Below are 26,588 nucleotides of genomic sequence, written 5' to 3'. Positions count from 1 at the left end.
CGCAATGGCCGAGCTTTCGCCCCAATCGAGCGCCGATGAGATCGTCGCCCATTTGCGCTCGGTCGGCTCCGAAGACAATCGCCGCGGCATGTTGCGCTACGGCATCAAGATCGAACGCGCGCTCGGTATTTCTCATGGCATGCAGCGGCAGATCGCCAAAAAGATCAAGCGTAACCACGAGCGTGCGTTCGAGCTTTGGCAGACCGGCATCATGGAGGCGCAGTTCATCGCTTCCGTCACGGCCGACCCGAAGCGCTTCTCAGCCGCGGATGCACGACAATGGGCCGCATCCTTCGATTCCTGGGATATCGTCGACGGCGTCTCCGATCTCTTCGTCGACACGGACGCCTGGAAGGAGCTGATTGAAGAGTTCGCGGCGGACGAGCGCGAGTTCGTTCGACGCACGGCCTTTGCGATGATGGCGTGGTCCGTCGTGCACCGGAAGCAGGAGCCGGTGGCGACTTTCCTTGGCTTCCTGCCGATCATCGAAGCGCATGCCGCCGACAGCCGCAATTTCGTGAAGAAGGCGGTAAACTGGGCGCTTCGTTCGATCGGCAAGCGATCGTTGGAGATGCACGGCGCTGCCCTTGCCGTGGCCGAACGACTGGCCCAGTCGGCCGACAAGACGGCGCGCTGGATTGGCAAGGACGCCGTACGGGAACTCACCAATGCCAAGATCGTCGAGCGGATCGCCGCCAGAAAAGGCTGACCTAGCCAACGTGCGGTTCACCGAGGTGACGCGGCAGACGCGCGCCGATTTCGAAGGCCTCTTCGAAGCGCAAGGCGGTCCGAAGTATTGCTGGTGCATGGCCTGGCGGCCCCTGTCCGGCCGCCGCGAGCATGTCCAGCACGCCGAGTTGAAACGGGCCATGATGGCGCTTGTCGAGGCCGGTACGCCGGTGGGAATCTTGGCCCAGATTGACGGCAAGACCGTCGGCTGGTGCTCGGTCGCGCCGCGCCAGACCTATCGGAAGCTGACGTCGCAACAGGACGATGACGAGACCGGCATCTGGTCGATCGTCTGCTTCTACGTGCCAAGGGCGCTGCCCGGCGGCGGGCTGGCGGCAGCGCTGCTTGACGCTGCCATAGATCACGCCTTTGCCAAGGGCGCCGGCGTGATCGAGGCCTACCCGGTCGACGAGGCATCGCCGAGCTACCGTTTCATGGGGTTCGCGGCGTGTTCATCGCTCGCGGGTTCCATGAGGTCGGCATGGCCGGCTCTCGCAGACATGTGATGCGGCTCGAGCGTTGACGCGATCGGCCGCGGCGTCTTTACTCCTGCACAAAGGAAGCGGCCGATGAGCAGTCCTCTCAAATCGACCTTGGCGCTTGCAGCCGCGTTGTTGGTGTTCACCGCTACCAACGCCTCAGGCCAAACCGCGCGCATCTTCTGGAAAGATCTGCGTCCTGCGACGCAGGCGGTGGCCGAAGATGCCGGCCTGCCGATGATTGCGGCAAAACTGCCCGATCGTGGCGAGACATTGTCGCTCAACCTGCAGGACAATACCGTACAATTAGCCGGCTATGCATTGCCGGTCGACCGTGATGGCGATCTCGTCTACCAGTTCCTGCTGGTGCCGTGGACAGGCGCTTGCAGCCACATGCCGACGCCGCCGCCCAACCAGATCGTGCTGGTGACGCCGGCCCGTCCCTACAAGATGTCGCAGGCCTATGAGTCGGTTGCCGTGACCGGCGCCTTGCGGCCCGGCTTGGAGAAGAGCCAGTTGTTCATTCTCGACGGCGTCAGCATCATCCAGTCCGGCTACACCGTACGCAAAGCCGATGTGGTGGCAGTCGACACGGTGCCGGACACGATCACGCTGCCGGTCAACTCGCCCTGGAGTTTCCTCAACAAAAAGAAGAACTAAACGGCGCCTGCTTGTGCAGCGTCACCGACCGGTCACAGACAACCGCGCTCAGGCCGCGTTGGCGCCGGATTCCTTGTCCAGCAGCATGTAGTCGAGCGGCATTTCGGTCGTGTACTTGATCTGCTCCATGGCGAAGGACGACGACACGTCGCGGATCTCGATCTTGGCGATCAGCCGCTTGTAGAAGGCGTCATAGGCGGCGATATCGGGCACCACGACGCGCAGGAGATAGTCGACGTCGCCGCTCATGCGGTAGAATTCGACAACTTCGGGAAATTCCTGGATGACTTCCGAGAAACGCCGCAGCCATTCATGGCTGTGCGAATTGGTGCGGATCGACACGAAGACGGTGACGCGCACATTGACCTTTTCGTGGTCGAGGATGGCGACGCGCCGCTTGATGACTCCCTCTTCCTCCAGCTTCTGGATGCGGCGCCAGCACGGCGTCGTCGACAGGCCGACTTTCTTGGCGACATCGGCAACCGCGAGCGTCGCGTCCTCCTGCAGGAGGCGGAGAATTTTTCTGTCGAGGCGATCCATTGAGGTGCTCCTGGTGCAGGCCGCGTTCCCTCGGGCGCGACGCGCTTTGGGAATAGATTGGCTATATTCCCTCTTATTTCGACCTTTCACAAGAAAGAAATTCTGCCGGATGGCACAAAAGCGAGTGATATGTTGCTTAAAGTCTAATCTATGCGATAGCGGATTTCCGATCTCAGAAACGGCAGCAAATCCATTTCAAACCATGGATTCTGCTTCAGCCATCCTGAGTTGCGCCATGACGGGTGTGGCAGCGGCAGCACTTTCGGGCTGGCCGGCGCATCCCAGATGGTGCGCCAGTCCTTCACGGTTTCGGTCAGCGACGGCCGGCGCGTGGCGCCCATATGCCAGGATTGCGCGTAGGAGCCGATTGTCAGAACGAGGTCGATCTGCGGCATCAGTGCTATCAGCGGCGCGCGCCAGGCCAGCGCGCATTCTCGGCGCGGCGGCAGGTCACCGCCCTTTGCGTCCTGGCCGGGGAAGCAAAAGCCCATCGGCACGATGGCGAATTTTTCCGTGTCGTAGAATTCCTCGCTGGTTACGCCCAGCCAGCTTCGCAAGCGGTGGCCGGACGCGTCGGTGAACGGCATGCCCGACAAATGCACCTTTGTGCCTGGCGCCTGGCCGGCGAGCAGGATGCGGGCGCTGGATGATGGCAGCAGCACCGGGCGCGGCTCGTGCGGCAGCGGCCTGCCGACCGGAGTGTCGACGCAGATGCGGCAGGCGCGGACCTTTGCCGTCAGGCGTTCGAGTGCCGCCTCCATCAGGCGGAAGCGCTCGGGCGACTGGAGACGGCACTGTACCAGCGCAGCACGTTTGTGCACTCGTCCGGCACTTTGATGCGCGCCGGTTTCATGAAATCCATGGCGATCATGCCGGTGATATCGGCGATCGAATAGGCGTCGCCGGCGGCGAATTCGCGGTTTGCCAGTTCGGGGTCGAGCAGTTTCAGGAATTCGACCGCTTTCGCCTTGTTGGCCTCGCCCCATTGGGGGATCTGCGGAATTTCCCATTCCTTCATCGCCGGATGGATGTGGCGAAAAGCCTGGGCGACGCAGCTGAGCAGATTGAACTCCATGCGCCTTTGCCACATCTCGACCTTGGCCTTGCCGAGCGCGCCTTGCCCGAACAGCGCCGGTTCGGGATGCAGTTCCTCGAAATAGCGGCATATGGCGACGGATTCGGTGAGGATGGTACCGTCGTCGAGCTCGAGCACCGGCAGCCGCTGCAGCGGGTTGCGCGACCTGACCGGCTCCTGCTTGTGCCCCATCGCACCCATGTCGACCGGCACCAGCGGCACTGCGATGCCCTTTTCGGCGAGGAAAACCCGTACTCGCCGCGGGTTGGGGGCGCGGCCGCCGTCGAACAGTTTCATGCTTATCCTCCCGATCTGGTCCTTCAACTATAGTGCTCGTCACCAGAAGCGAAACATCTCTCGCAAGGCGTCACCGACCGAAGCCAGGGTGCCGTGCTTTCTTTCGAGCGGGCCGCCGTGGTGGCTTTCGCGCCAGTCATGCGGCCGATCGAACGTGCCGGCCCAGATGCCAACCTTGCCGGCGCGGGCAATGGCCTGCTCGGTGTCGAAATCGCCATAGGCAATTGCCCAGCCGGCCTCAACCTGGGCCCGGTTGAGATCCTTTCCACCGGCCTTGCAATCGCCGAGCAGGCGGCCGTAGCGGTCGCGCTGCCAGCCGCTGCAGGTCACTGGATTTCCTGATATCAGCCGCACCAGCGCCTGGCGCGCCAGCCTGCCGCAGGCGTAGTCTGCGCCATCCCTACGGCAGATCTGCTGGTATTCCGGAGCGTCGATGCCGCGCATGCGGATACGTTCGGTGCCAAGAGTGAGTGAATCGCCATCGTTGACGATCGCCACCCCTTGCGCCTTGCGCGTCTCGAAACGGTCGAGGCGTGCGGCGAGCAGGATCAGCAGGCCGAGCAGAATGACCGTCAGCGCGTAATCCAGCAGCTTGCGCCACAGGCTTCGCGGCGGCGGCGGATAGTATCGCCGGCGCGGCCTTGGCGACCACGAACGGCTCATATGGCAAACAGTCTCTTAATCATTCGAACGTAGCTTAACGAATTGAGATCGCTGCGCGCATAAATCGAAGTTTCCATGCCTCTGCTACGCTCGAACACAGCGGATAAATTCATTGTGGACCGCCGGAAACCGCACCGCAACAGCGATGTGGCGCGCGCGGTGCGCAAGACGCGCGACCGTCTTTCGCAGCAGGTCGGCAATCTCGACTTCGACCGTGAACTGCTGAAGCTGCATGCCGGGACCATGGTGCGCGGCGCAGCCGTCATCCCACTGCTGGTGTTGGCGGTCGCGGCGGCCGGGCTGCTGGCCGGTGTGGACAAACAGATCAGCGTCTGGGCGCTGTTCACCCTGATCTGCTATTCGATCGTCGCCTTCATGGCGCGCCGCGTCGAGCGCACCGAAGCCGCCGAGCTCAATCCTGTTCACACCCGCAGGGATTTCCTGATCGGACATTCGCTGTGCGGCCTCGGCTGGGCGTGGTTCGCATGGCTCGGCTGCGCCACCTGCCAGATCGACCAGTTCCAGGCCGCCAAGGCGGTGGTGCTGCTGCTGGCCATGGCGGCGACCGCTATCATGGCGTCGTCCTTGCGCGGCTCTCTGCTTGCCACCTTCGTCGTTCCGGTGGCGGTCTATGCCTATGCTGAAACGAAATTTTGGGTGCCGGTCGGGACGATCATGGTCGCCCTGCTGGTCGCGGCATTGCCGTTCTTTGCCTATATCGCGCGCCATCTCAACCGCTCGTCGCTGATACTTCTGTCCTTTCGCTCCGAAAAGGATGCGCTGCTCGCCGAGGTGGAGACCGCGAAATCGATGTCGGACGAAGCTCGTCGGCGGGCCGAAGACGCCAATCTGGCGAAGTCGCGCTTCCTTGCTTCTATGAGCCATGAGCTCAGGACGCCCCTCAACGCCATTCTCGGTTTTTCCGAGGTGATGGCCAATGAGGTGCTCGGGCCGATGAGCAACCCGACCTATCGCGACTACGCCCGCGACGTGCACGATTCCGGCCAGCATCTGCTCGACCTGATCAACGAAATCCTTGATCTGTCTCGCATCGAGGCCGGCCGCTATCAGCTCAACGAAGAGCCGGTGATGCTGCTCAACATCGCCGAAGATTGCTGCCACATGATGGAATTGAAGGCGCGCAACAAGGACATCCGCATCGTCCAGGATTTCGAAAGTGCCCTGCCGCGGCTGTTCGCCGACGAGCGCGCGGTGCGGCAGATCACGCTCAACCTCCTGTCCAACGCCATCAAATTCACCGCCACCGGCGGCGAAGTTCGCGTGCGCGTCGGCTGGACGGCGGGCGGCGGCCAGTACATTTCGGTCAAGGACAATGGGCCGGGCATACCGGAAGACGAAATCCCGATCGTGCTGTCCGCCTTCGGCCAGGGCTCGATCGCCATCAAGAGCGCCGAACAGGGCACCGGGCTCGGACTGCCGATTGTGCAGGGCCTGCTCGCCATGCATGGCGGCGAATTCGAACTTCAGTCGAAATTGCGCGAAGGCACCGAGGCAATCGCCATCTTCCCGCTCGCCCGAGTGATGGAGGAACTGCCGGCGCTGCCAACCAAGACCGTGGCGGCGGCCCGCCGACGTTGACAGCTTGTTCTAGGCTTTGACCGCCGCCGCCATGCCCGAACTGGTAAGCGCCGCCGCCTTGACCAGACCGGCGGCAAGGGCAGCCCCTACCCCTTCGCCGTGGCTGATGCCGAGATCGAACAGCGGCCTGAGGCCGAGCCGCTCGGCGGCAAGCCTTTGGCCGGGTTCGGGCGACTGGCTGGCCAGCAGGCAATGGTCGAGCGCACCCGGGTTGGCGGCATGCAGCACGGCAGCGGCGGCGGTCGCGGCGAAGCCGTCGAGCAGCACCGGGATTTTTTGCATCCGGGCGGCGAGGATGGCGCCGGCAATGGCCGCAAACTCGCGGCCACCGACCCGGCGCAGTGCTTCCAACGGGTCCTTCAGAGCCGCACCATGGAAGGCGACGGCTGCATCGACTACATCAGCTTTGCGCGCCTGCATGGCCGCGTCGGAGGCGGGGCCGACCCAGTCGGCGCCGCTGCCACCTAACAGGGCAGCGCACAAGGCCGCCGCAACGGTGGAGTTGCCGACGCCGAGATCGCCGAGGCAAATCAGATCGGCGCCACCGGCGATGGCTTCCATCCCGAAGGCCATGGTGGCGGCGCAGCCGCGTTCGTCGAGGGCGGCGTCCTCGGTGATGTCGGCGGTCGCAATGTGCAGCGCCAGATCGAACACCTTGAGGCCAAGATTGTTGGCGACGCAGATCTGGTTGATTGCCGCACCGCCGGCAGCGCACAGCTCAACGGCGTTGGCGGTCGCAGCGACAGGGCGCGGCGAGATGCCGTGGCGGGCCACGCCATGGTTACCGGCGAAGATCGCCACCAGGGGCCGGTTCACCGCCGGCGGGGCGCGCCCGCTCCAGGCAGCAAGCCAGGCGGCGATGTCCTCGATACGGCCAAGCGAGGCTTTCGGCTTGTCGGCCTTGGAAAACAGGGTGCGCACCCTGTTTTCCACGACTGTATCGGCAGGCGGCAGGCTCGCCAGCAGATTGCGAAAATCGTCGAAGGGCAGCGCGCTGGTCATGTCGGTCCTGATCATCCCCTGTGGTTGATCAGCGGCATAACCGCCTTGCCCGGCCGGCACAACTCCCCTCGACATTGGCGCGAAAGCGGTTGCCCGCGCCGCATTCCGAAGGGCTTGCATTGGCTTTGCCGTTGCACCATGTGGAGATGAAATGAGGATTCCGGACGGAGCCTTCAAGAGAAAGTCATGACGGCCATCGAATCCCCGTGCATCCTGGTCTGTTCGATCGACATGAAAACCGGCTTCTGCTTCGGCTGTGGCCGCACGCGCGATGAAATCGGCGCCTGGATGGGCATGACGCCGGAGGTACGCCGCAGCGTCATGGCCGAGTTGCCGGCCCGATTGGAAACGGTCGAGCGCCGGCCGCGCCGGGAAACACGCCGCAGCCGGATGGCGCGCGAGCGCGACGTCCTCTCTTGAGGCGGCAGGTCCAATGAACCGACTGTTCTGGATCGTGATGGCGGCAATCGGCCTCGGGCTGGTGCTGCTGATGATCAACAACGACGCCGGCAGCACGTTCGGCATCGAGAATTACGATTTCAGCCGTCTGGTCTGGCTGGGGGCGATCGGCTTGCTCGTCAGCGCCGGCCTTGTCCGGTCCGGCAGGCCGCTCGGCGTCATGGCCCGCAATCTCGGCACGTGGGCCCTGATCGTGCTGGCGCTCGTCGCCGGCTACCAGTACCGCTACGAGTTGCAGGATTTCGCCAGCCGGGTGACGGCGGGCCTCGTTCCCGGCAGCCCGCTGGCGCTCGGCGTCGAGGACGGCCATGCCACCGTGACCCTGGACAAGGCCGACAGCGGCCATTTCGAGGCCCGCATCACGATCAACGGCGTGCCGATCCGCACCGTCGTCGATACCGGCGCGACCAGTACAGTGCTCACCGCCGAAGACGCGCAGGCGGCCGGCTTCAATCCGGCAGCGCTGAGCTTCACCGTCCCGGTCTCGACCGCCAATGGCATGGCACGCGCCGCTTCGGTGCGCACCGACGAACTGGCGATCGGCGGCATCGTGCGCAAGAACATGCAGGTGATGGTCGCCGCGCCCGGCGCGCTCAGCCAGAGCCTGCTCGGCATGAACTTCATCGGTTCGCTGTCGGGTTTCGACGTGCGCGGCGACCGGATGATCTTACGCGACTGAACTGCTTAAGCGGCCTTTTCAACACGGTCGAAATCGACGGCAGCGAACGCTGCCTTCAGCACATCCGGTCCGGCGCCGGGTTTCGTCGCGTCGGTGGACAGTATCTGCCGGAAGCGGCGCGCGCCCGGCAGGCCGTGGAACAGCCCGACCATGTGGCGAGTGACGTGGCCGAGCCGCCCGCCCTGCTCGATATGCCGCGCCGCATAGTCGGCCATCGTGTGGATCAGCGCGGCAAAATCGTAGGCGCCGGCCTTGCCGCCGTAGAATGCCGCGTCGACGCCGGCCAGGATGCCTGGCGTGTGGTAGGCGGCGCGGCCAAGCATGGCGCCATCGACATGATCGAGGTGGCGAGCCGCCTCTTCGAGCGATTGAACGCCGCCATTGATGCCGATGAATTTGTTCGATTTTCCCGCCTTGAGGCGATAGACCCTGTCATAGTCGAGCGGCGGGATGTCGCGATTTTCCTTCGGGCTCAGACCCTCCAGCCAGGCCTTGCGCGCATGCACCCACAGCGCGTCGGCGCCGGCCGCGAAGACGCCGTCGGCCAGCGCGTCGAGCGCGGGCTCCGGATCCTGCTCGTCGACGCCGATGCGGCATTTGACCGTCACCGGGATTGTCACCGCCGCCTTCATCGCCTCCACACAATCGGCGACGAGGTCAGGCACTTTCATCAGGCAGGCGCCGAACGTGCCGGATTGGACCCGGTCGGACGGACAGCCGACATTGAGATTGATTTCGTCGTAACCGAACGCCTCGCCGATGCGCGCCGCCTCGGCCAGCTTTTGCGCATCGGAGCCACCGAGTTGCAGTGCCAGCGGATGTTCGGTCTCGTCAAAACCAAGCAGCCGCTCGCGCGCACCATGGATGACAGCGTCCGCTACCACCATTTCGGTGTAGAGCAGCGCACGCCGCGTCAGCTGGCGGTGGAAGAACCGGCAATGCCGGTCGGTCCAGTCCATCATCGGCGCAACGGCGATCCGCTGAGATGCGCCAATCTGCGATTTCCTTTCTTTTTCCACTACTTAGGCCTTTTCAGTCACTTTTATGCTTGTCTCGTTTCGTTCGATTTTGTACCGTTTTTCTCGAAAGGTACAACAAATGTTGTACCGCCGAAGGGGATGTTGTACCGATATGGGCACCATCGTAAAGCGCTCACGCAAAGATGGCTCTGTAGCATGGCTCGCACAGATTGTCATAAAGCGCGGCGGCAAGATCATTCTGCGTGAGAACAAAACCTTCGAGCGCCGATCAACCGCTTCCGCCTGGCTCAGGCAACGTGAAGAGCATCTTGGGCAGCCCGAAGCCTTGGAATCCGAACTGCAAACCAAGTCGAACGACAACCGAGTCCCAACACTCGCGGACGCGATAGATCGCTACGTTCGCGAAAGCAATAAGAAGATCGGCCGCACGAAGACCCAGGTACTGAAGAGCATCAAGGATTTCGATATCGCCGACAAGCTATGCGCCTCGATCACGAGCACCGACATAGTCGCATTCGCGCGCGAGAAGCTCGAGACGGGCGTTCAGCCGCAGACCGTCTCCAACTATCTTGCCCATCTGGGCGCAGTATTCGCCATAGCGCGTCCTGCCTGGAACTACCCGCTTGACCGGCAGGCCATGCAAGACGCCTGGATCGTTGCGCACAGGCTCGGGCTAACAACAAAAAGCCGAGAACGCGACCGTCGCCCAACGCTCGTCGAACTCGATAAGCTCATGAAGCATTTCAAGGACCGGTCATCCGCTACACCGTCCTCCATTCCGATGCATCGGATCATTGCCTTCGCCATCTTCTCAACCCGTCGGCAGGAGGAGATCATCAGAATCGTCTGGAAAGACCTGGACAAGGAAGGCAGGCGCGTACTCGTGCGCGACATGAAGAACCCAGGCCAGAAGATTGGGAACGATATCTGGTGCGACCTGCAGGAGGAAGCATTGGCGATAGTCGAAGCCATGCCCAGCGTTGCGGAACAAATCTTCCCGTACACAACGGACGCGGTCGGCGCGTCCTTCACGCGAGCCTGCAAGATCCTGGGTATCGAGGACCTTCGTTTTCATGACCTGCGGCACGATGGCGTTTCGAGATTGTTCGAGCTTGGCCTTAACATCCCACGGGTCGCCTCAAACTCCGGACACCGATCCTGGACATCCCTCAAGCGCTACACGCACTTGCGCCAAACAGGAGACAAGTACGACGGTTGGATATGGCTCGCAGAGGTGACGAAAAAAGACCCCGCCCTGAAACTCGTGCGGCGTGGCGAATTCCCACGCCGACGGCGTTCCGACCGAAACATTGGTGGCGGTCAGCAACAGCGATGAAGGCCACGCCGATAGACGCCCAATTAGGCTCTGCTTGCGGCCTGGCGCCATGTCCGGCGACCCTGCCGAGCAAGGAATGTTGAGAGCGTGGAGCACTGATCAGCAGAGCGGAGGGACTTCACGGGCCCTGCTCGATTCCAACGTTTGGCGGTGTGTGCTCGATGCTGGAGCCCAAGGCGCATTAATGCGCGTCGCCAGCAACCGCTCCGTTAAGGTCAGCACCGACAATCCCCGCTCGCTGAAAACGATATATCGCTCTCAAAAACGGCCCACTGTCCAGGTTCGAGTGGCGCGAACCCCAGCGCCCCTTCGTCAACTACAGCTCTCGCTCAAAAAGAGGACGTGTCGTAGCCGACCTCCTGCAGCAGCGCTTTAGACTTGATGACAATACGCTCGGGATTGCCGACCTGGGTGTACCGAACCGCGTCCGATGTCGCTACGACCTTCCTTCCCAGACTGTCCAACGCCGCGGCGTCCAACCGCAAAATCGACCCCACACTGTTAAGCGCCTCGTCCCACCAATCCGGTTCTCGATTGGCGGTTGCAAAAATGGCTTGCATGGTGATGTCCCTATATTGTTGCTTGATGAGCAGCCTCTGATCCACGAGTGGCATGAGGAGATCGTACACCAGCTGTAGGCGGAGCATGCCAGCCATGACCTCGCTCCAAAGGACGGCCCTTCCCCTTTTGCCCGTGACCGCAGGCAAGAACTCGGCAAGCCGCCAGATAAGCCGGCCGATCAACATGGCCGCGCCATAGGCTCTCACCGGCAACAGGCTTGCTACGACAGTCATTGCCCCAGCATTAAGGAAGGCATTGGCCGTAGTGGCATGCGAGCGGGCCGCCGCCTGGGTGTCGCATGCGCTCAGAATGACAACAGGAGGCACTCGGATTTCGTTGCGCATCTCCCAGATCGATATGTCCTCGCGACCGATGGTGAGCGTGCCGAAACCCTTCACGGGGTCATGCGTTCCATGGCCGTCGAAGACCACCACCGCGCCGGCAAAAGCATTAAGGGCCGCAACGAATTCGCGTCGCGTCGTGACCTTCACCACCTTGACCGAGATTTTGTCACCATAGGTCGGCCCCCAATGCGCGAGCGTTTCCAGAAGGACATTGGCAATTGGCTCACTTGGATCCAGCGCTGAGATCACCAGCACGGTGCGGAAAGCATCAGCCGCAAGGTGCAGGAGTTGATTACGTGCCAACAGGCCGATGAGCAGATTTCCTGGGGTCGTTGTGATCCTCGAGACGTCCTTGCGCAACATCAGCGGCAGGTTGCCGAGCGGCAGCCATTCAAGTGGTACGTCGGTGATGAGTTTCACCCCAATCCTGGATCGTTCGATCACCGCGCACAACTCGGGCCCAACTGCCTTGGCGAGACTCTGCTGGACGTCACTGAACGTCTTGACCAGCTTCGCAGGCGGTTTGATCCTCTCGGTTCGCGCGTGGCTGGCAAGCTGACGAATTGCTCCCTGTGCACGATTGACGGCCGGCGGCACGCGCACCGTGGCGGAAAGCGTGCTTGCGGCCGTCAGACCTGCGGCGACCACCTGGATCTTGGTTTCCATTGCGCGCAGGTGCAGGACTGCCTGCGCAGCCTCGCTCTTGATGATGGCAGACCAGGTCTTGCCGCTTCCGTGCATCTGATACTTTGTCTGCTTCCGCATCATTTGCAGGAGATCGCGAACTGGCGCTCTATCAGGCCCGAGCGCCAGGTTGAGACCGTTCTCGTAGACGTCGCTGTAGAGCGACGGCGCGGTGACATATATGTCCGGTTGCGGCGGCGTGGTCCGAAAGGCCGGCGAAGAGTAGGTGCGCTCACGCCTATCGAGGACTTGGTTCGCCAGTTCAGCAATCAAATTCATGTAGGCGGCAGGATCCGCCCCCACGAAAGGTCCCGAACCTTCAAATGAATAGCCGACGCCTTGGAGGGCCATCACGTTGGGAAGAGAAATATTGTGCTCCGGCACCGGCCTTGCGAAGGGACTTTGTAGGCGGGGGGTCCAGTTCTTCAAACCCTGGCTGACCATGCGATGATCGATCGTGGGCTTGTCCTGAACCACGAGCGACAGGATTTTCCGAAAATGAGCGAGCAGGCGCGTTGCGTCAGCATTTTCAAGGCTGATGCGGCCTTTGGCATTTGCCTCGCTGATGTGAAGTGGACGATAACGTTGTGTCTGGATCCAGCGGTCGACCTTGCTTGCAGTCGGCGCATCATGCGTCAGCATCACCCAAAAAGGCGTTTCAGGCGGAACGTTCAGGCCCTCCAGCGCATAAGCAGCAGCAGGCGTCCATTGCCACGAGCCGGTCCCGTTGGTTCGCCGGCCTGCCTGGACATCGATCGACATTGCCATTTCAATGACGTCTGCCGGAAGACTGACGATGGGGTGGAATAGACTGGCTGCAGCCGTCATGCCGAAGGAGAAGCCCTGCAATGGGCTCACTTTCATTGGATCGTCCTCAGCCACGACGATAAAATAGAGTATCTGAGGTTCGATGAGGGCAGTTTTGGCCTTCGGCATGTTGTCGGATCGCCTATGTTCTCAATCTGGCAACTTTACCCACGATTTGTGCCAGACGGTCACTGACTTTCTCGACCGTGACCACTCAAGGGGCGCGAAGCGGCGCTGGTACTTTTGGCCCTCGTATTCCACGATCTCCTTGCTTCGCGCGTTCGGAAATAAATGGTCGAGCGAGCTTTCAACCCTCTCATGATCGCTTTTCGGGAGCGTTCCGTCATCCTTGAGGGCTGATTCAACTTCCCGCACTTTCTCGCGAGCGGACCGTATGTCGGCTTGGTATTTATCCGGATTGTTGCCTGTATAATCGTCAAAGCGCTTGCTCCAGCCGCTCAACTCGGCCTTCGCCTTTTCCAAGTCGTCGAGTGTGTATTTCGACATACGGCAATCTGTCCTTCTGAAACCACGCCCCGGTGGGCGTTTCCTGTGCCGACAACACCTGGCTGACAAACCATGGCTTTGTTCGGCGTCAGCTTGCCTTATTACCTCAGACAAATGGCTCCGAACGAGCGAGCACGATGGCGCGAAGGCGGTCAAGTACACGTTCTGCGTCGACATTGAGATGTGGGGCAGCGACAGAATCCCAATTTGGACGGCCTAGCTGCTTGGACCACTTCGTTGCGCTACCCAAGCGCTACGCGAAGAGACGCCGACACTGTCATCGTAGCTTTTTCTCGAGCTCTTCCTTGATGTCCTGGTAGAGATCTATCTCGAGATATTGATTCAGGATCGACAGCGTCACCTTCAGGAACTCCGCCTTGATCGTGGCACGGAAGCGACCGTATTCAGGCGTGCTCGGCTTCTCAAGGATACCCACCCGAATCTGCGTCAGCTCTTTGGTAATCGATTTCAAGCGAAGCTGCTCCGAAGACGGAGCGCCAACACTTGCCTTCTCGACATCCTTTTGCAGGGACTCGCTGTCGCGAAGAATTTTTTCCGCCTTCTTGACGTCGAACGACTTGGCGTTCGTGACTTTAAGGTAGTCAGTTCGCAGCTTCTCGGCTTTGGCGTCAAGAACCTCAACTGAGCGTTGATGGTCCTTTGAGATCTTCCGCGCTTCCGAAGTCAGCTCTTTGCACACGGAATCCAATTCTTCGCGAATAGCGAGCCAGCGCGGATCCTCTTCAAAGTTGTCGCGCCGCGCATTGGGGACCACCGCCCGAGGATCGATATAGATTTCGCCAATGAACCAGTTCGACCAACGAAACGCTGACCTCAACTCATTCGTCGTTGGGACGAGAGAGATAAGTTCGCTTCCGTCGACCTGGATGTTTTTGAGCCGCAATCGTAGGCCGCTTACGGTTTCTTCCTGATACTGCCCAGGTTTTGTCTTATGGCCAATCCAGGCCCACCACGCACCGCTCTTGCCTGTTTTTACGGTAACCTCTGTAATTGGGACGTTGTCGCTGTCATCGACACCGAGCTTCTTACGAAAAGACTTGAACACCTGGTCCTCACGGACGGGCGTACCACTGCGTATCGACACAGAAATGTAGTTGAAGGGAATACGCTCAAGCATCGTACTGGCATCGTCCTCCAGCACCGTCCAGTCTGGCGTATCTTCGTCATCTTCGTCTGGCGGATCTGGCACCTGCGGTGTTTCCATATCCTCGACTTGTTCAAGGATTTCGTCGCGGAAATTCCTGAAATCGGGATGAAAGTCGACGGGAGCGACCTGCGATAGAAATGCTTTGAGCTGAAGCGCATCGGTCGCTTCCACCGGCGCATTCCTCAAGCCGACAAGCGAGACTTCGAAATAATGCGAACGCTCATCCGAAACCTCCGGCTGATGGTAGGTCGTGCATGCAGAAATCAATTCGGCAGCCGGCTTGCGGCCAGAGTTCAGCATTCCGTTCCGCAGCTGCTCGCAATTGAATTCGACGATTGTTTCTACATCATCGCCTGCCGCCTTTGTCCGAAAGCGAAGCGTCTTGCAGAATGCAATGCCGGCAAGGCGACCGATACCCCGGAACCCAGCCTGTCGGCCGCGCTCCTTCCGAGAGGCGCCAACTGCAGTGAGCGTGTTGACGGCGACTCGGTGTGGAAGACCGATGCCATTGTCCATGATGACGAGGGCCTTTCCATCCGGAGCGAGGGTAAGCGTGACCTTCCCTGCACCGGGGCGCAAGACCTTGGTTTCGATTGCTGCCTGGATTCCGTCGTAGCTGTTTTGGATATACTCCCTGATCGCATTCTTGCGCTCACCATACATGCCGGTCGTGATCGACTCGAGCAGAAATGAACCGATAAGCGGCAGCGGTACTGCCTTGCCGCCAGTACGTGGCCTTATCCTGGTGCTGAGCGCCATGACGCATATCTCCGCTTAGAGATCGACTTCTATGCCGGCGTACTCCGGCACGCGAACCTGTTGGTCGACATCGATATTGACTGAAATAAGCTGCCTGGGCAGCCGATGGTAACGCGCAACGAGGTCGACCAGTGTCCCAACGTTCATGTCGAACGGTCCATCGGGTTTTCCCAGGATTTGCGTGAAGCGATGAGGCGTCTCATCCTGCAACGTCGTGATGAGATTGACACCAGAAAGTTTGATCGCCTGGAGGTCGGATTTCGACTTGTTGTCGGCAGAGGGCTTGGCAACAACCTCCACGGTGAGCGGTGTCTTGCCCGCGCCCGGCCGATAAAGGAGAGTCTCATTCGCGAGGAACTCACCAAGCGCTGACACCGCGTGCTGCACCTCGGGCAGCGTCACCAGGTCGAGCAGCGCAAGCGCAACCGACGAGTTGGATGGCGGTCGCAGGGCAAGCTCGTCGGTGTAGTACAAACCACCCAATGCCCCAAAATAGAAGTTTTCACGCACGAACTCGGGCAGAGCTGGCGCCAAGTCCCGAAACTTCGACAGAAAATCGATGGACGCCGGGTCGCCTGCTTCGGCACGTCTAATCAAAGTCCGACCAAGCGCTATGATCGCGTTTGGCTCCCATTCCTGCAGCTGTTCCCAATCAAGCCCATCGAGAATCTCGACCCGTTTGGCCAAATTGGCGTTCAGGAATGACATCAACAGGGTGGCCGCCTTTTTGGAGATCTCGGCGGAGGGTTTGAGGCTGTCCAAAAGCAATGCGGTGGGGTCGAGCGGCTTCCCCTCCACAATCAACTCGTCGTTTTCGTCCTGCGCGTCCGTATCGGTCTCCGCGGCGTTCCCTCCAAGAAGGCTGACCGCGGCGCCAAACCGCGAAACCCAGCTGCGTGCCGCAGTCGGCTTACCGGGAAGTTTGGGGAGTTGGGTGTCCAAAGCCGCCGTTGCAAAGATCTTATAGTTCTGCCCTGCGGTCTCAAGGAGAACGCCACAATACATCGGATCCAGGAGAACAAGTTCGCCAACACCCTTGTCAAAAGCCTCCCGCTTTAGGAGGGGATGCGCAGCGGGAACCGGCCTTGGATTTTGCACAAGCCTGCGAACTGTCTCGGTGAGGCCCTTGTCCCCACGCTGGTTCTCGAACCAGTCGTTTTTCCGATCGGCCGTCAGAATGATGACCGTGGTGGCGCGCGTCAAACCGGCGTGTCGCAGGATCTCTCGCCAGAAAATCAGATCGCCAAAGCTGTTGTCACCAGCGGACTGATCGTCCTCATTATGAGCATCCGACCTACGGCCGCCCCGTTTGTGGGCGTCATTGAAACTCGGTGGGATAACGCCTCGGTTCCGCACCCGCTCGTCGGTGTCCACATTCAAGATAAGATCATCAAGCGGGCCGGAGAGAAGATACTCGTCAATAAAGGACGACACTGATTGGACGCCATTTTCGAATTGCTGCGACTGCTGGGCGAGCTGCAGCATTCCGCGAACGGGCTGCACTGTGCGCGTATACTCGTCGAGGAACAAAGCCCCACTGTTCTTGAACCCGAACAGGTCATCGGAACAGTATAGCCTAAGCTTCTCGTAAAGATTGGAAACCGCCTTCTCGAACGCCTTTACATCCGAGGTAAATTCAGCGCGCACGGTGTTTTTCAGCCGGTGCTTGAAGAATTCGTGCGCTGCCCACAGCGGCACATGGAAGCGCTCCTTTCCTACGGACATCTGCCACGCGAGAAACTGGGCACGGACAGGTTCACCAGCTTTGGCGAGCCACATCAGGAACGATGTGTCAAAATACAACCTTGTCTGCTGTAACGTGAGCGATCGGCGAAGCCTGAGAAGATAATCGTCGGCGTTCTCCGGCTCTCCACCGATGAGGGAGCCGTTCCACTGTCGTACAGGTTTATCTGGCCGTGCTCGGGCGCGGCCGCTTTTCAGTCTGCTTTGTTGGGCCACGTGCGACCTTGCGTATCGAGTTTCTCTACAGGCCCAACGATTATGCCAGCCGTAGTAAGATCTTATCAATCAATGCTTTCGCAGCAACGCGATTTGAGGAGCATTCGTAGACTAGCTCGAAAAAGTTCTCAAATCTTTGTCGCTCATCATCGGGCAAACGCATGAGAGGAGACGACACTTCGCGCTCGTCCGCCATCACCTTGCGAAGAGCCTCGCGTAATTCTGCGATCGCCTGCCAGTGTGGCTCCGGGTGCTCAACAAAAATCTCCATTTCGGAAATCTTCGTCATTTTCATGAGGCTTTGATCGGCCGACAAGGCTACCTGTTTCAGGCTCTTGGCACCGAGGCTGCCTTGAGCAATCACGTCCAACATTTCACGAACAGACGTTACACCCATCTCGAACTCGCGCTGCCATTTGCGGCGTACCGAATTCGTGCGGCAATGCTTTGCGATCTCACGGGCAATCGGCGCCAGTTGGTTCGTCAGATTATGGTAGTGTGCGTTCTGTTCAAAGTGGTCGCGCCGACCATTGGGGATGATCTTGCGGTCGACGACATGCACTTCTCCAACCGACCAGGCGTTGAAACGTGTTTCGGGAAACAGCTCCTCGAGCAAGAAATGCTCGCCGATTTGAACATTTCCGCAACGCAGCCGCAGGCCCTTGACCCCAGCAGCGTTTGGCAGGGCACCCTCGTAATTGTGGTGAAGCACCCAGACGATTGCGGCCGTTTCGCCATTGATGCCGGGGATGCTGCTGACCGATAGTCTGTCGAATGATATTGTCTTGTCGCCGTCATCCCGGAAGAGGTCTCTGTGGGGTCGGTAGACCGGACGCTCGTTTCCGCCTACGCGGATCATCAGCTCGCCAAGGTCTACCACCGGGGCCAGCGCCTGCCGTATCTCGGGCCCAAAATGAAACTCGGGGGCAAACGGTACCGGTGCGACCTGGGCAAGATATTCGTCAACAGCCGTCGGGCTCATCAGCCGATCACTTCGCAACCTGACGACGCCACGAAGCTCGACCTCAAAAAAACGCTCGGGATAGTCCGCGATTGGTTTCTTTCGCAGCGTTGCCACTGACCGTATCAGGTCCTGCAAGTCCCCCTCTGACTGGCGCAGCGCCGTCTTCAGCTTCCGGCAGTCCCATGTCAGTTCGGAAACAGAATTGTCGGCCGCGGTCTTCGACCGAAAGACCAGTTCCTGGGCGTAACCCAGCCCTGCGAGTCGGCCGACCCCCCTGAAGCCACGAGCGCTTGTCCCACGCTTACCACTCGCTCCAAGAGCTGCCATCTTGCGGGGAAAAACGGCATTAGATAGCCCCACCCCATTGTCCCTGATCAGAACCGAGCGTGCAGCAGGATCAATTGAGATTGAAACCGCGCCTTCTTCGTCGACCCCAATCAACCCTTGCGCGCGCGCCTCATCGATCGCATCGGCCGCATTTTGGATGTACTCGCGATAGATGGTCATTGGATCGACGTACATCGCGCTCGACACCAATTCGAGTACGTCACGGCCGATGACGACCTCTTCGAGCGTTTCAGTTTCGCCAGCGCTTTTGGCCGCCAGAAGAGCGGCCCTGTTGAGGCGGGAAACGGGTTCCGAAGTCATGCAACAGCCCTTGGTCTAACTTTTTGTTCAATACTCACAGCCTGGACATCCTCATCGTAGTCTAGACCCGCGTCTTCGACGCGTTCGTCCTCGGCCAGACCGAGATCCGACACGGATTGCAAGCGCACGATCTCCTTCTGCCTGGCCCAGATGGCGGTCAGTTCGTCCTTCGATGCAGGAACATAAAAACGCAGGATCTGTCGCACCCGGTCGTTAGAGGCGTTCTCGCTCAGTGTGATGAATTCGCGAGGGTCGCGCGAAGAAAGCAGTTCCAGCAGCTCGGCGCGGTCATAACTATCGAGTTTCGAAACCTCTGCCTGATACTCACGGAGCTTCTGGTCAGGGTCGTGATGCTCATACCAGTTCCTGTTGAAGATAAAATCATGCGGCATGAGGAGAATACGGGCGTAGTCGTCAAACGTATCTCCAAATGCGCGCTTGAAGAACTCGGGGGCGCCGCTGACGATTCCATGTGTGGCCTGCAGGACAATCTGCATCGAACGCAGCTGGTACCGGGACCATTTCTCGCCAATATGACCGCGGTCCGGTCGATTGGTCGGTTGGTATCGCATGGGAAATGACCAGATCCGGATGCCGAGTTCTTCGTTGAGCGTCACGTTGAGGCGCATGCGCTCGAAAAGATCTTCCGGACCATCGTGGAAGTTATAGAGCATGTAATTTGACAGTTCGGTCAGGCCATATTCGGCGGCGTACCTGACCGCCTGCTCATATGGCTTTCTGACACCAAGGTGGTCGAAAGCAATGCGCAGTGGCTTCAAGCAGATGCTGGCAAGCTCGCGAAGATACATCGGATCCTTGCAAAGGATGCGCGCATCGACCCCCTGATTGAAGTCGACGCGACGTTGGACCGCGACTTTCATGCCAGGTCTGAGCAGCTTGGCACCGGGCACGAAACCAAGGTCGCGGATTTCGGCAATGATTTCCTTGAACCGTTGCGACGCGACGACATTGTTGTCCATCAGGATGAGATCCTTCTTGGGACCATAATGTTCATCGATGGCGCGGACGAGGTCAGTCAGGGATTCCGTGTCGCGCTGCATGCCCTCGAGCTTGGGAACACCGCAGAAATGGCATTTTCGGATGCATCCGCGCGATGTGTAGGCGAAGTAGGCGTCTCTGACCGGATACCTGTAGTCTATCTGGGAGAGAATGTCGTAGTCCGGTACGAGATCCTCGATCGGGCGCCCTCCCACGTCGTCCGAATAAAGTTCCTCCGCAAATTCGTCCAGTTGCAGTGAGACCGCCGGCGCGTCGGACAACAGCCCTTTTATGAAGCGGATTCCGTGCCACTTGCGCTCCTCCAGGAACCGCTCGTGCATAAGCGAGGCCGCGATACCACCGACAAAAACCTTGTCGGCTTGCCCATTGGCTACCTCCAGGGCGAAGTCGATTGACTGGGAGATTTTCGGATACTCGAATGAAAACAGTGTCGTGACGTAAATTCGATCCCACGCTTGGCTCATCACCGAACGGTCTTCGCCTTTGATGAAACGGACTTTGTCGCGCTTGCCTCTCGGGCCGTGGTACTGGGCAATCTTCATCAATCCGAGTGGCGGATATTTGTTCTTGTAGCCGGGCTCGATCAGCAGAATGTTTTTATTTGCCATTAGCGACCACTTTCAGATGCGGGCGCCTGCGCGTTGCCCTAATGTATTCGACGGCCTCGCGCACGCCGCCTTCGCCACCAAATCCCTTCAGCCGACCACTTGTTGTCCAATCCACCTCGAGGGCGAAGTCCGCAAGCCTGTTGACGAAGTAGCCCCGGTCGAGCTTGGCTGAACCGTCCGCTTCGTTGTAGAGGTCGGCAGCTATGTCCATCAACGCATAGACGCCAACCCCCTTGGTCAGGATATGCTTGCGCGGCGTTGACCACTGCGCCGGTAACACTTCGGCAACCGCCCTCCAGAACGACAGGACGATCTGGGCCACCTTCTCCGGGGAGCGCGTCTTGAGCGCCTTGCTTGCGGCGAGAAACCGCTTGATCGCTTTTTGCATGGTGCGAAGCGATGCTCGACGGGCCATGCCCGATGTTGCCGCGCCACCAAGGTCGAGCTGCCGACACCACGGCGAGTCCGGATCATTGTGCAGGTGCAAGGCGATGAATAGTTCCGGCCGATCCTTTGCGAGGTCGGCAGCCAGATGTGCATCATGGAAGTCGAGAAGGCTTGTGCTCAAACCCTTGGCTTTGCTGTTGATGGTGCTGAAGACTTCCATTTCCTCTTTGAGCGAGAGACCGACATAGCACATGAAAGGCAGCGAAATTTCGAGGTCTTCCAGGCAACCAAGCCGGTGCTGACAATCGACCTGCGCCATGATCTTGCCCGCAGCGGGGTCGATCTCGAGTCGGGCTTGACCGGCTCCAAGCTCGACAACCCGCCAGCCGGATTCCTCGGGCCGAAGGTTGAGAGTGAGCGGTATGGTTGATGCCCCGGGCTGGCGAATGTAGCGACGGAAGTCCTGGCTGTGCTGTGAATTGAAACGCCGTTGGTAGCCAAGCTCGGTGTCTTCATTCAGCACGTCGGCAAAGCTGAAGGCATGAAGCAGATTCGCGGGCGCGAAGCCGATGAGCACCGGTCGATCTGCCGACATTCCCATCGTGCACGGGATGACATAGGATTGCGTCATCGCACTCCCTCTCTGCAACATTTGCATTCGCAGAGTGCATATTTCGCAGCAAGGGTATGCAAGTCAACCCGGGCAGGCTGTGATTTGCGCCTTCTGACCGATTTATTTCTGCGTCTTCAGACGCTGGGTCATCGTGTCGATGCGACCGGCAATCTTGCCAAGTTCGAACAGGATCTTCTTGCGCGTTTCGTCCTGCGTATGATTGAGCGCGGCTTCCGTTTCAGGCAGAACGAGCCACTGACGAAACTTGCCGAGTTTCTTCAGCGGCGTGCTGTCCGCACCCGCTTCCACAGCATGGTCATGAGCTTGGGCGAAGCCATAGCCGCCACTTACAAGTTTCTGCAATGCTTTCGGCGCGGAACAGATCACGGGGAGCCGGTCGCGCACATCAACCGCCTTGGCGATTTCACCGGACTTTATTTTTTCTACGACCAGACCGTCGAACCCCGCGTGGGACAAGCGCGCCTTCTTGATCTTGGAAGATTTCAGATATTCGTCGTAGTAGCTCCATTTTGCGGTATCGGCTTGCTCGTGGTCCAGCATGAACTGATAGACGTCAATCAGATGTTCGACCTTTCGTTTCGAGAGGCCGATCTCTTGCGCCAGTTTGGCTGGATCAACGTCATGCGCCTTGGAGCGACGATAAAGGAAGCCGGCTTGCTCGAATGGCGCCCAATCCTTCTTTCCCTTGATATGGTATTGACCAAGCAAGGCGAAAATCAGTGATTCACCCAGATCTTGAGGCAGAAGGCGGACCTTCATATGCCCCCACTTCACCGGATCGATCTTGGCGAGTGCTCGATAAGCCGCCAAACGGCTGTTGCCTTCCAGAACTTCGAGCGTACCGGTGCGGACAACAACGGGGTCGGTCAGCCCACCATCGCGTTTGATGTCCTGGATTAATGCCTTCACATGATCCATCTCGAGCAGCTTGCGCTCAATATCGGCCTGGCTAGGCTGCGCACCGTCCAGTCGCAGAATGGAATAGACGCGAGGATTTTCGACGAAAAACCTGAGGTCCTTCTGAGCAAGAGAGGTCGTCTCGACCGGCACCTCCACGCCTCGAATTAGAAGTGTTTCGCCGCTCACGGCGGGCAGGATTTCTACAGCTGTCATTGATGTTCCTGCCTATCGAGGCGCAAGACGTCTCGGATCATGTCCGAGAACGCGTAGTCGGCCTGCCGGTCGTACTCCTCGCGGCTGATGTCGCCCTGACCGAGCTGCGCGGCCAGATGCTTGGCTGACAGCAAAGCATCTACCCAACCATCCACCGTAGAATCTGCAATGAGGTTTGTGACAAAGCAGGGCTTGTCCTGTGAGATACGGTGGATTCGGTCCTGAGCCTGAAGATAGTCGTCAAGACTGAAGCTTCTGTCGAAAAAGACCGCGTGATTGGCGACGGTTAGCGTCAGTCCCTCCTTGGCGGCACCGGGCGTGGCCACCAGAATGCGCGTTTCAGGGTCTGTTTTGAAGGCGGAGAGTGCTTCCTCTCGTTTTGCCATATCGATTCCGCCGTGGACGATCACGCAACCAAACTCGTCAAGGTGCTGACGAAGCAGCTCGGCATTCTTTGTGAAATTCGTCCAGATGACGATCTTTTCGCCAGCATCAATTGCCCCAAAGACGAGTTCGTCCAACGCCCGCATTTTCCCCGGCGTACCCTTGTAGGACTGATCGATCATTGCCGGATTCGCGGCGACCTGTACCAAGCGAAGAAGGCGTTTCAGAATCTCTTCGGCATCGTCAAGGACAGGAAGGCCTTGACGGACAATGATTGCGGCAAGCTCGTCGCGAAACTGTGCGTAGATCTCGGCTTGGCGTGGCTCGAGCTGGCATCCGAGATTTTGAATCGTCTTGTCGGGCAGCTTGAGGCCGGCAGTTTTCTTGGTTTCTCGAACCGAAAACGGACGAATTTTTTCGAAAACGCCCTCCAGCTCATTTGCGAAGGCCATCGCTTTCGCTTCGTCGCTGCCGAGATCGTTGGACAGGTCCAGTTCGCGTTTGAATGCGGCGAACTCGTTGCCTAGACTTTTACCCTGATCGAGAAATTGGATTTGCGACCATAGATCGAAAGGCCGGTTGGCAACCGGCGTGCCAGTCATGATAACCCGTCGCGCAAATCCCGGCGATAATGCGTGGAGAGCCTGGCTGACTTCAGTCTCTGGATTTTTGATTTTGTGGGCTTCATCGAGCAAGGCAGCGACCCGCCGCGTTTTAAGAAAAAGCTCGATACGCTTTCTCTCAGAAACGAGAACCTCATAGTGCGCCAGATAAACCCGCGCCGGACTGTTGAAGGCATAGAAGTTCGCGTTACGGTCCTGCCCGAGGATGCGCGGGCGCAGGTGGCTGTGGCTGTCGATTTCGGTTCGCCAGTTTTCGATCAAGCTCTTCTTCGTGACGATCAGCACGGAGTCGACGACGTCGCGTGAGAGCCATGAGAGCCCAAGGTCCAGCCCGATCTTAGTCTTTCCTAGTCCCTGCTCATGAAATATCGCTGCGTAGTGAAGATCTTTTATGGCGTTGAAGGCGTCGACTTGATGTGAGAACGCCGAGCGCTTAGCATCGAGACTCGCCGATTTCTGCACCTTCAGCATTGCTTCGCACCTAAGCCGTCGATGACGACGGTTCGTGTTCGAGCATCATGAAAGGGGGCTTTGAGCTCCACGAGTAATCGTCGAGCGGCCATGGACGCCGGCAGCGGAACGCTCAGCACAAAAATGCCGTTCGGTGTCCGAGCAAGATAGGCAAGAAACGCGTTGATCTGCCTTCTGCTATGTTCGTTTTCCAGGTCGGCTTTCGTTTTGGCCTCGCCAATGAGCGTGGCCGTGGTTGGCACGTCGATTGCGTAAAGGTCGGGCACATAACCGTTGACCCGCGGTGGCCGCTCACCGCGCAACGGCCGGACCGCATCGTCCCTGACAGAGACGTTTGCAAGCCCACCCAGCGCCATATCGGCATATGCGATCAGCGCCTTGACCAGCCTGGCATGAACAGCGGACTCTGCCATTTTAGGAACTCAAGTTCAGCCATTGCAGAAGTTTCGCCAATTCGGTTTGCGCGTCAATCAACGCCTGGGCGGTCTCACCACCGGGGTCGGCTTTGATGCGTTGTTGTTCGTCGTACGACATCGCTCCGATGCGCGTGACCAGAGCTCGGGCTAGCTGGCCAATTTCGGCTTCCTGGAGCGTTTTCGTGAGGTCCGGTTTTTCGAGGATTGCTTCGGCCTTCTTGACGCCGTGCTTGAGAAAGATCTCCTTCGCCTTTTCATGACGAAGGATTCTCGGAAGGACGCGGACCTTCTGCAAAGGATGGAGCTTGCCTTCATGGATCCAGCGCGCGAAGTCGTGAAGGTCAAAACCAGCGGCTGTGACGGCTTGCTTTATTCCGGGTTTTTGCAACTCCACAAAGCCGCTGAAGCGGGTAGTATCGAAGTCACCATCTTCGCCAACCACCGATCGGTAGTACTGCTCCATATCTGAATAGGCATTTATGCTTTCGACAACCTCTGACTGGCGACCGCCGCAATAGTCGACGATGGTGGCGAACGGCAGATGCTCTCGCGTCCGCAGCTCAAATAAGTACTTGGCCTTTGAATATGGATCCCACGGGCGGGTTCCAACCAGGTGGATTTGCAGGCGAATGGCATGGACCGACGCATCGTCCATTTCGTGATGAACCAGCGCGGGTATGTCGGCCCAATCGCCTTTAACCCCCAAGTCCAGAAAATTCTTGTAGAGCGCGACGCGCGTGTTGCCTTCGACGCAAACCAGCGTGCCATCTTTGCGTCGATTCAGGATGACAGGCTGGATTATTCCACCATTCGTCAATATCGACTGCTTCAGCTTTTCAAAGGTGGTGCTGCTGGAGCCGCCAGGCTCGTCATCGTTACCGGCGCCGAGCGCGAGGAATATCGCTTCCGGTGAGGGATTATCACCGTACATTTCGAGGAACTTGCGAATGCGTGGATTGGAACGGTCCAGTTCAATCTGATCAACGCCGACCTTTTGATGCATCCCAGCATTGACCACCCCAAACACTCCCTTTTTCCCGATATCATCATAGGGAGAGGCAATTTTCGTTCAAGTCATAGTATTGGCTTCACCACAACCTTCGATGGTGACCATTGGTGAAGCGTACAAAGCTAGTTCGTCGACCAATGCCCGGCAAACAGATCGAGGTTGTGGAGACCGAGAGTTGGCGCAGAGCACCTTGCATGGCGAACAGGGTCGCCTCAGTGAGTAGTCCGGATTTACCAAGATCAGGTCCCATTCGTCGTCTGTGGGTGCGATCAGTCCTGTTCGCAGCCGCCGCTGAAGGTCTTGCCAAGATGAATCCGTCACGAAGCCCTTCATGCTGCCACACGCGCTGACCAAAGGAACGTCCCCAAAGCCGGCGGTCTCACCTGATCTGCCATGCAGCAGCAATTCGAGTAGATTATCGTCGCATTCAATCACGCGATGTCCCCAAGCTCCGGATATGTCATCACCTGTGAGAGCCCGGCGAAGGTCGGCGGCGACACCGGAAGCCGCGAGTGCCATCAAATGGATACGCGCAGTGGCTGAAAAAGTAGTCCGAAAGCAGAATTTCTAAGGCGCGACCGATCCTGGCAGCCAGACGCGTTGGCGAGGCTCTGAAATATGTCGCCGACGACGGGGTAAGCACTGACTATCGGAAGTACTTACGTGGTGCGTCTAACTTTGGTGCTTCATCGCTGCGGCTTTCTCAATGGTCCGCCGTTCTTCAGATAGGCGGTGATGCCTGTTGCGCGGAACTGAGATCGCCGATCTTGCGGGGACATCGGGTCCGGGCCTGCGCGCCGTGAAAGCACGGCTAGGTCTTGGCCTGGGTAAGTAGCGTATCTAATAGGAGCGGGTGCCGCCACCGACGTGCGGGACAGATCCGCCTTGGGTTCCCCGGCAATCCCCCGTTCGTCGATATAGCCATGCAGATAAGCGTCGAGATTGTGGTGGCACAGCATTTCATGTCGCTAGCCTCCCTTCTCGCGCAGGCGCTGCTAATCGCCCATGATCGGTCTGGAGGGGT

The 26,588-nt window shown here is 59.1% G+C and carries 24 protein-coding genes; 7 read left to right on the top strand and 17 right to left on the bottom strand.

Features of this window, described 5'->3' with window-relative positions:
* The first annotated feature begins 4 nt into the window (after positions 1-4).
* From NLY37_RS08745 to NLY37_RS08735, 3 genes are all read left to right on the top strand, one after another.
* On the top strand, positions 5-709 hold the full coding sequence (locus tag NLY37_RS08745; RefSeq protein WP_023741206.1) for a DNA alkylation repair protein: 705 nt from the start codon (positions 5-7) through the stop codon (positions 707-709).
* Entirely contained in the window at positions 669-1,235 is a 567-nt protein-coding gene (locus NLY37_RS08740; protein ID WP_245270793.1) for a GNAT family N-acetyltransferase, read from the top strand. The genes NLY37_RS08745 and NLY37_RS08740 overlap by 41 nt, the downstream gene beginning before the upstream one ends.
* Positions 1,236-1,298: 63 nt before the next feature.
* Positions 1,299-1,868, top strand: coding sequence for a DUF3299 domain-containing protein (locus NLY37_RS08735; RefSeq protein ID WP_023741205.1), 570 nt, complete (start codon positions 1,299-1,301; stop codon positions 1,866-1,868).
* A 48-nt stretch (positions 1,869-1,916) separates the two neighbouring features.
* Here NLY37_RS08735 and NLY37_RS08730 read toward each other — a convergent pair whose 3' ends face one another.
* The 4 genes from NLY37_RS08730 to NLY37_RS08715 form a co-directional block, all read right to left on the bottom strand.
* Positions 1,917-2,408: an Lrp/AsnC family transcriptional regulator gene (locus NLY37_RS08730; RefSeq protein WP_023669013.1), complete on the bottom strand. Its 492-nt coding sequence runs from the start codon at positions 2,406-2,408 to the stop codon at positions 1,917-1,919.
* Positions 2,409-2,551: 143 nt separating this feature from the next.
* On the bottom strand, positions 2,552-3,169 hold the full coding sequence (locus NLY37_RS08725) for a uracil-DNA glycosylase family protein (protein WP_023741204.1): 618 nt from the start codon (positions 3,167-3,169) through the stop codon (positions 2,552-2,554).
* Positions 3,169-3,780 (bottom strand): glutathione S-transferase, encoded by a 612-nt coding sequence (locus NLY37_RS08720; RefSeq protein WP_023741203.1) that lies wholly within the window; start codon positions 3,778-3,780, stop codon positions 3,169-3,171. The genes NLY37_RS08725 and NLY37_RS08720 overlap by 1 nt, the downstream gene beginning before the upstream one ends.
* A 39-nt stretch (positions 3,781-3,819) precedes the next feature.
* Entirely contained in the window at positions 3,820-4,443 is a 624-nt protein-coding gene (locus NLY37_RS08715; RefSeq protein ID WP_023741202.1) for a thermonuclease family protein, read from the bottom strand.
* A gap of 75 nt (positions 4,444-4,518) precedes the next feature.
* Between NLY37_RS08715 and NLY37_RS08710 the strand changes: the two genes are divergently transcribed.
* Positions 4,519-6,042 (top strand): sensor histidine kinase, encoded by a 1,524-nt coding sequence (locus NLY37_RS08710; protein ID WP_023741201.1) that lies wholly within the window; start codon positions 4,519-4,521, stop codon positions 6,040-6,042.
* A 9-nt stretch (positions 6,043-6,051) separates the two neighbouring features.
* Here NLY37_RS08710 and NLY37_RS08705 read toward each other — a convergent pair whose 3' ends face one another.
* Positions 6,052-7,044: a nicotinate-nucleotide--dimethylbenzimidazole phosphoribosyltransferase gene (locus NLY37_RS08705; protein ID WP_023741200.1), complete on the bottom strand. Its 993-nt coding sequence runs from the start codon at positions 7,042-7,044 to the stop codon at positions 6,052-6,054.
* A gap of 186 nt (positions 7,045-7,230) precedes the next feature.
* Between NLY37_RS08705 and NLY37_RS08700 the strand changes: the two genes are divergently transcribed.
* Both NLY37_RS08700 and NLY37_RS08695 read left to right on the top strand, forming a co-directional pair.
* On the top strand, positions 7,231-7,464 hold the full coding sequence (locus NLY37_RS08700) for a DUF1289 domain-containing protein (RefSeq protein WP_023824914.1): 234 nt from the start codon (positions 7,231-7,233) through the stop codon (positions 7,462-7,464).
* A 13-nt stretch (positions 7,465-7,477) separates the two neighbouring features.
* Positions 7,478-8,182, top strand: a complete 705-nt coding sequence (locus NLY37_RS08695) for a TIGR02281 family clan AA aspartic protease (RefSeq protein ID WP_023741199.1) — start codon at positions 7,478-7,480, stop codon at positions 8,180-8,182.
* A 5-nt stretch (positions 8,183-8,187) separates the two neighbouring features.
* Here the strand turns inward: NLY37_RS08695 and dusA are convergent, their stop codons facing one another.
* A complete protein-coding gene (gene dusA, locus NLY37_RS08690) occupies positions 8,188-9,201 on the bottom strand; it encodes a tRNA dihydrouridine(20/20a) synthase DusA (protein WP_280938680.1) in 1,014 nt (337 codons plus the stop codon).
* A gap of 112 nt (positions 9,202-9,313) precedes the next feature.
* Here dusA and NLY37_RS08685 point away from each other — a divergent pair, with 112 nt between their 5' ends.
* Positions 9,314-10,498: a tyrosine-type recombinase/integrase gene (locus NLY37_RS08685; RefSeq protein ID WP_023741197.1), complete on the top strand. Its 1,185-nt coding sequence runs from the start codon at positions 9,314-9,316 to the stop codon at positions 10,496-10,498.
* A 329-nt stretch (positions 10,499-10,827) separates the two neighbouring features.
* Here the strand turns inward: NLY37_RS08685 and NLY37_RS08680 are convergent, their stop codons facing one another.
* The 11 genes from NLY37_RS08680 to NLY37_RS08630 all read right to left on the bottom strand — a co-directional run bounded on the left by NLY37_RS08680 (position 10,828) and on the right by NLY37_RS08630 (position 25,582).
* Complete coding sequence (locus NLY37_RS08680; protein WP_023741196.1) at positions 10,828-13,023, bottom strand: CHAT domain-containing protein; 2,196 nt, start codon at positions 13,021-13,023, stop codon at positions 10,828-10,830.
* Between the two features lie 21 nt (positions 13,024-13,044).
* Positions 13,045-13,401: a Rho GTPase-activating protein gene (locus tag NLY37_RS08675; RefSeq protein WP_023741195.1), complete on the bottom strand. Its 357-nt coding sequence runs from the start codon at positions 13,399-13,401 to the stop codon at positions 13,045-13,047.
* 277 nt (positions 13,402-13,678) lie between these two features.
* The gene (locus NLY37_RS08670) at positions 13,679-15,328 is read right to left on the bottom strand and encodes an ATP-binding protein (RefSeq protein ID WP_023741194.1); all 1,650 of its coding nucleotides are present in this window, start codon (positions 15,326-15,328) and stop codon (positions 13,679-13,681) included.
* A 15-nt stretch (positions 15,329-15,343) separates the two neighbouring features.
* Positions 15,344-17,131, bottom strand: a complete 1,788-nt coding sequence (locus NLY37_RS08665) for a PIN-like domain-containing protein (RefSeq protein ID WP_031246002.1) — start codon at positions 17,129-17,131, stop codon at positions 15,344-15,346.
* 196 nt (positions 17,132-17,327) lie between these two features.
* Complete coding sequence (locus NLY37_RS08660; RefSeq protein ID WP_023741192.1) at positions 17,328-18,899, bottom strand: ATP-binding protein; 1,572 nt, start codon at positions 18,897-18,899, stop codon at positions 17,328-17,330.
* Positions 18,896-20,527, bottom strand: a complete 1,632-nt coding sequence (locus NLY37_RS08655; RefSeq protein ID WP_023741191.1) for a radical SAM protein — start codon at positions 20,525-20,527, stop codon at positions 18,896-18,898. The genes NLY37_RS08660 and NLY37_RS08655 overlap by 4 nt, the downstream gene beginning before the upstream one ends.
* Positions 20,517-21,545 (bottom strand): DGQHR domain-containing protein, encoded by a 1,029-nt coding sequence (locus tag NLY37_RS08650; protein WP_023741190.1) that lies wholly within the window; start codon positions 21,543-21,545, stop codon positions 20,517-20,519. Before NLY37_RS08650 ends, NLY37_RS08655 begins: the two co-directional genes overlap by 11 nt.
* Before the next feature lie 102 nt (positions 21,546-21,647).
* Complete coding sequence (locus NLY37_RS08645; protein WP_031245999.1) at positions 21,648-22,661, bottom strand: ParB/RepB/Spo0J family partition protein; 1,014 nt, start codon at positions 22,659-22,661, stop codon at positions 21,648-21,650.
* The gene (locus NLY37_RS08640; protein WP_023741188.1) at positions 22,658-24,139 is read right to left on the bottom strand and encodes a DEAD/DEAH box helicase; all 1,482 of its coding nucleotides are present in this window, start codon (positions 24,137-24,139) and stop codon (positions 22,658-22,660) included. Before NLY37_RS08640 ends, NLY37_RS08645 begins: the two co-directional genes overlap by 4 nt.
* Complete coding sequence (locus NLY37_RS08635) at positions 24,133-24,552, bottom strand: hypothetical protein (protein WP_023741187.1); 420 nt, start codon at positions 24,550-24,552, stop codon at positions 24,133-24,135. The genes NLY37_RS08640 and NLY37_RS08635 overlap by 7 nt, the downstream gene beginning before the upstream one ends.
* A 1-nt stretch (position 24,553) precedes the next feature.
* A complete protein-coding gene (locus NLY37_RS08630; RefSeq protein ID WP_245270790.1) occupies positions 24,554-25,582 on the bottom strand; it encodes a ParB N-terminal domain-containing protein in 1,029 nt (342 codons plus the stop codon).
* Positions 25,583-26,588: the final 1,006 nt, after the last annotated feature.

This window comes from Mesorhizobium sp. C395A (genome assembly GCF_030323205.1).
Classification (GTDB): Bacteria; Pseudomonadota; Alphaproteobacteria; order Rhizobiales; family Rhizobiaceae; genus Mesorhizobium.
Note: the sequence above shows the minus strand (reverse complement) of the source record. Positions and strands in the feature narration are given on the sequence as shown.

Bases quoted from the DNA above. Each gene is read 5' to 3' on its own strand.
- NLY37_RS08745 (WP_023741206.1), top strand. From the start codon at position 5: ATGGCCGAGCTTTCGCCCCAATCGAGCGCCGATGAGATCGTCGCCCAT.
- NLY37_RS08740 (WP_245270793.1), top strand. From the start codon at position 669: ATGCCAAGATCGTCGAGCGGATCGCCGCCAGAAAAGGCTGACCTAGCC.
- NLY37_RS08735 (WP_023741205.1), top strand. From the start codon at position 1,299: ATGAGCAGTCCTCTCAAATCGACCTTGGCGCTTGCAGCCGCGTTGTTG.
- NLY37_RS08730 (WP_023669013.1), bottom strand. From the start codon at position 2,408: ATGGATCGCCTCGACAGAAAAATTCTCCGCCTCCTGCAGGAGGACGCG.
- NLY37_RS08725 (WP_023741204.1), bottom strand. From the start codon at position 3,169: ATGGAGGCGGCACTCGAACGCCTGACGGCAAAGGTCCGCGCCTGCCGC.
- NLY37_RS08720 (WP_023741203.1), bottom strand. From the start codon at position 3,780: ATGAAACTGTTCGACGGCGGCCGCGCCCCCAACCCGCGGCGAGTACGG.
- NLY37_RS08715 (WP_023741202.1), bottom strand. From the start codon at position 4,443: ATGAGCCGTTCGTGGTCGCCAAGGCCGCGCCGGCGATACTATCCGCCG.
- NLY37_RS08710 (WP_023741201.1), top strand. From the start codon at position 4,519: ATGCCTCTGCTACGCTCGAACACAGCGGATAAATTCATTGTGGACCGC.
- NLY37_RS08705 (WP_023741200.1), bottom strand. From the start codon at position 7,044: ATGACCAGCGCGCTGCCCTTCGACGATTTTCGCAATCTGCTGGCGAGC.
- NLY37_RS08700 (WP_023824914.1), top strand. From the start codon at position 7,231: ATGACGGCCATCGAATCCCCGTGCATCCTGGTCTGTTCGATCGACATG.
- NLY37_RS08695 (WP_023741199.1), top strand. From the start codon at position 7,478: ATGAACCGACTGTTCTGGATCGTGATGGCGGCAATCGGCCTCGGGCTG.
- NLY37_RS08685 (WP_023741197.1), top strand. From the start codon at position 9,314: ATGGGCACCATCGTAAAGCGCTCACGCAAAGATGGCTCTGTAGCATGG.
- NLY37_RS08680 (WP_023741196.1), bottom strand. From the start codon at position 13,023: ATGCCGAAGGCCAAAACTGCCCTCATCGAACCTCAGATACTCTATTTT.
- NLY37_RS08675 (WP_023741195.1), bottom strand. From the start codon at position 13,401: ATGTCGAAATACACACTCGACGACTTGGAAAAGGCGAAGGCCGAGTTG.
- NLY37_RS08670 (WP_023741194.1), bottom strand. From the start codon at position 15,328: ATGGCGCTCAGCACCAGGATAAGGCCACGTACTGGCGGCAAGGCAGTA.
- NLY37_RS08660 (WP_023741192.1), bottom strand. From the start codon at position 18,899: ATGACTTCGGAACCCGTTTCCCGCCTCAACAGGGCCGCTCTTCTGGCG.
- NLY37_RS08655 (WP_023741191.1), bottom strand. From the start codon at position 20,527: ATGGCAAATAAAAACATTCTGCTGATCGAGCCCGGCTACAAGAACAAA.
- NLY37_RS08650 (WP_023741190.1), bottom strand. From the start codon at position 21,545: ATGACGCAATCCTATGTCATCCCGTGCACGATGGGAATGTCGGCAGAT.
- NLY37_RS08645 (WP_031245999.1), bottom strand. From the start codon at position 22,661: ATGACAGCTGTAGAAATCCTGCCCGCCGTGAGCGGCGAAACACTTCTA.
- NLY37_RS08640 (WP_023741188.1), bottom strand. From the start codon at position 24,139: ATGCTGAAGGTGCAGAAATCGGCGAGTCTCGATGCTAAGCGCTCGGCG.
- NLY37_RS08635 (WP_023741187.1), bottom strand. From the start codon at position 24,552: ATGGCAGAGTCCGCTGTTCATGCCAGGCTGGTCAAGGCGCTGATCGCA.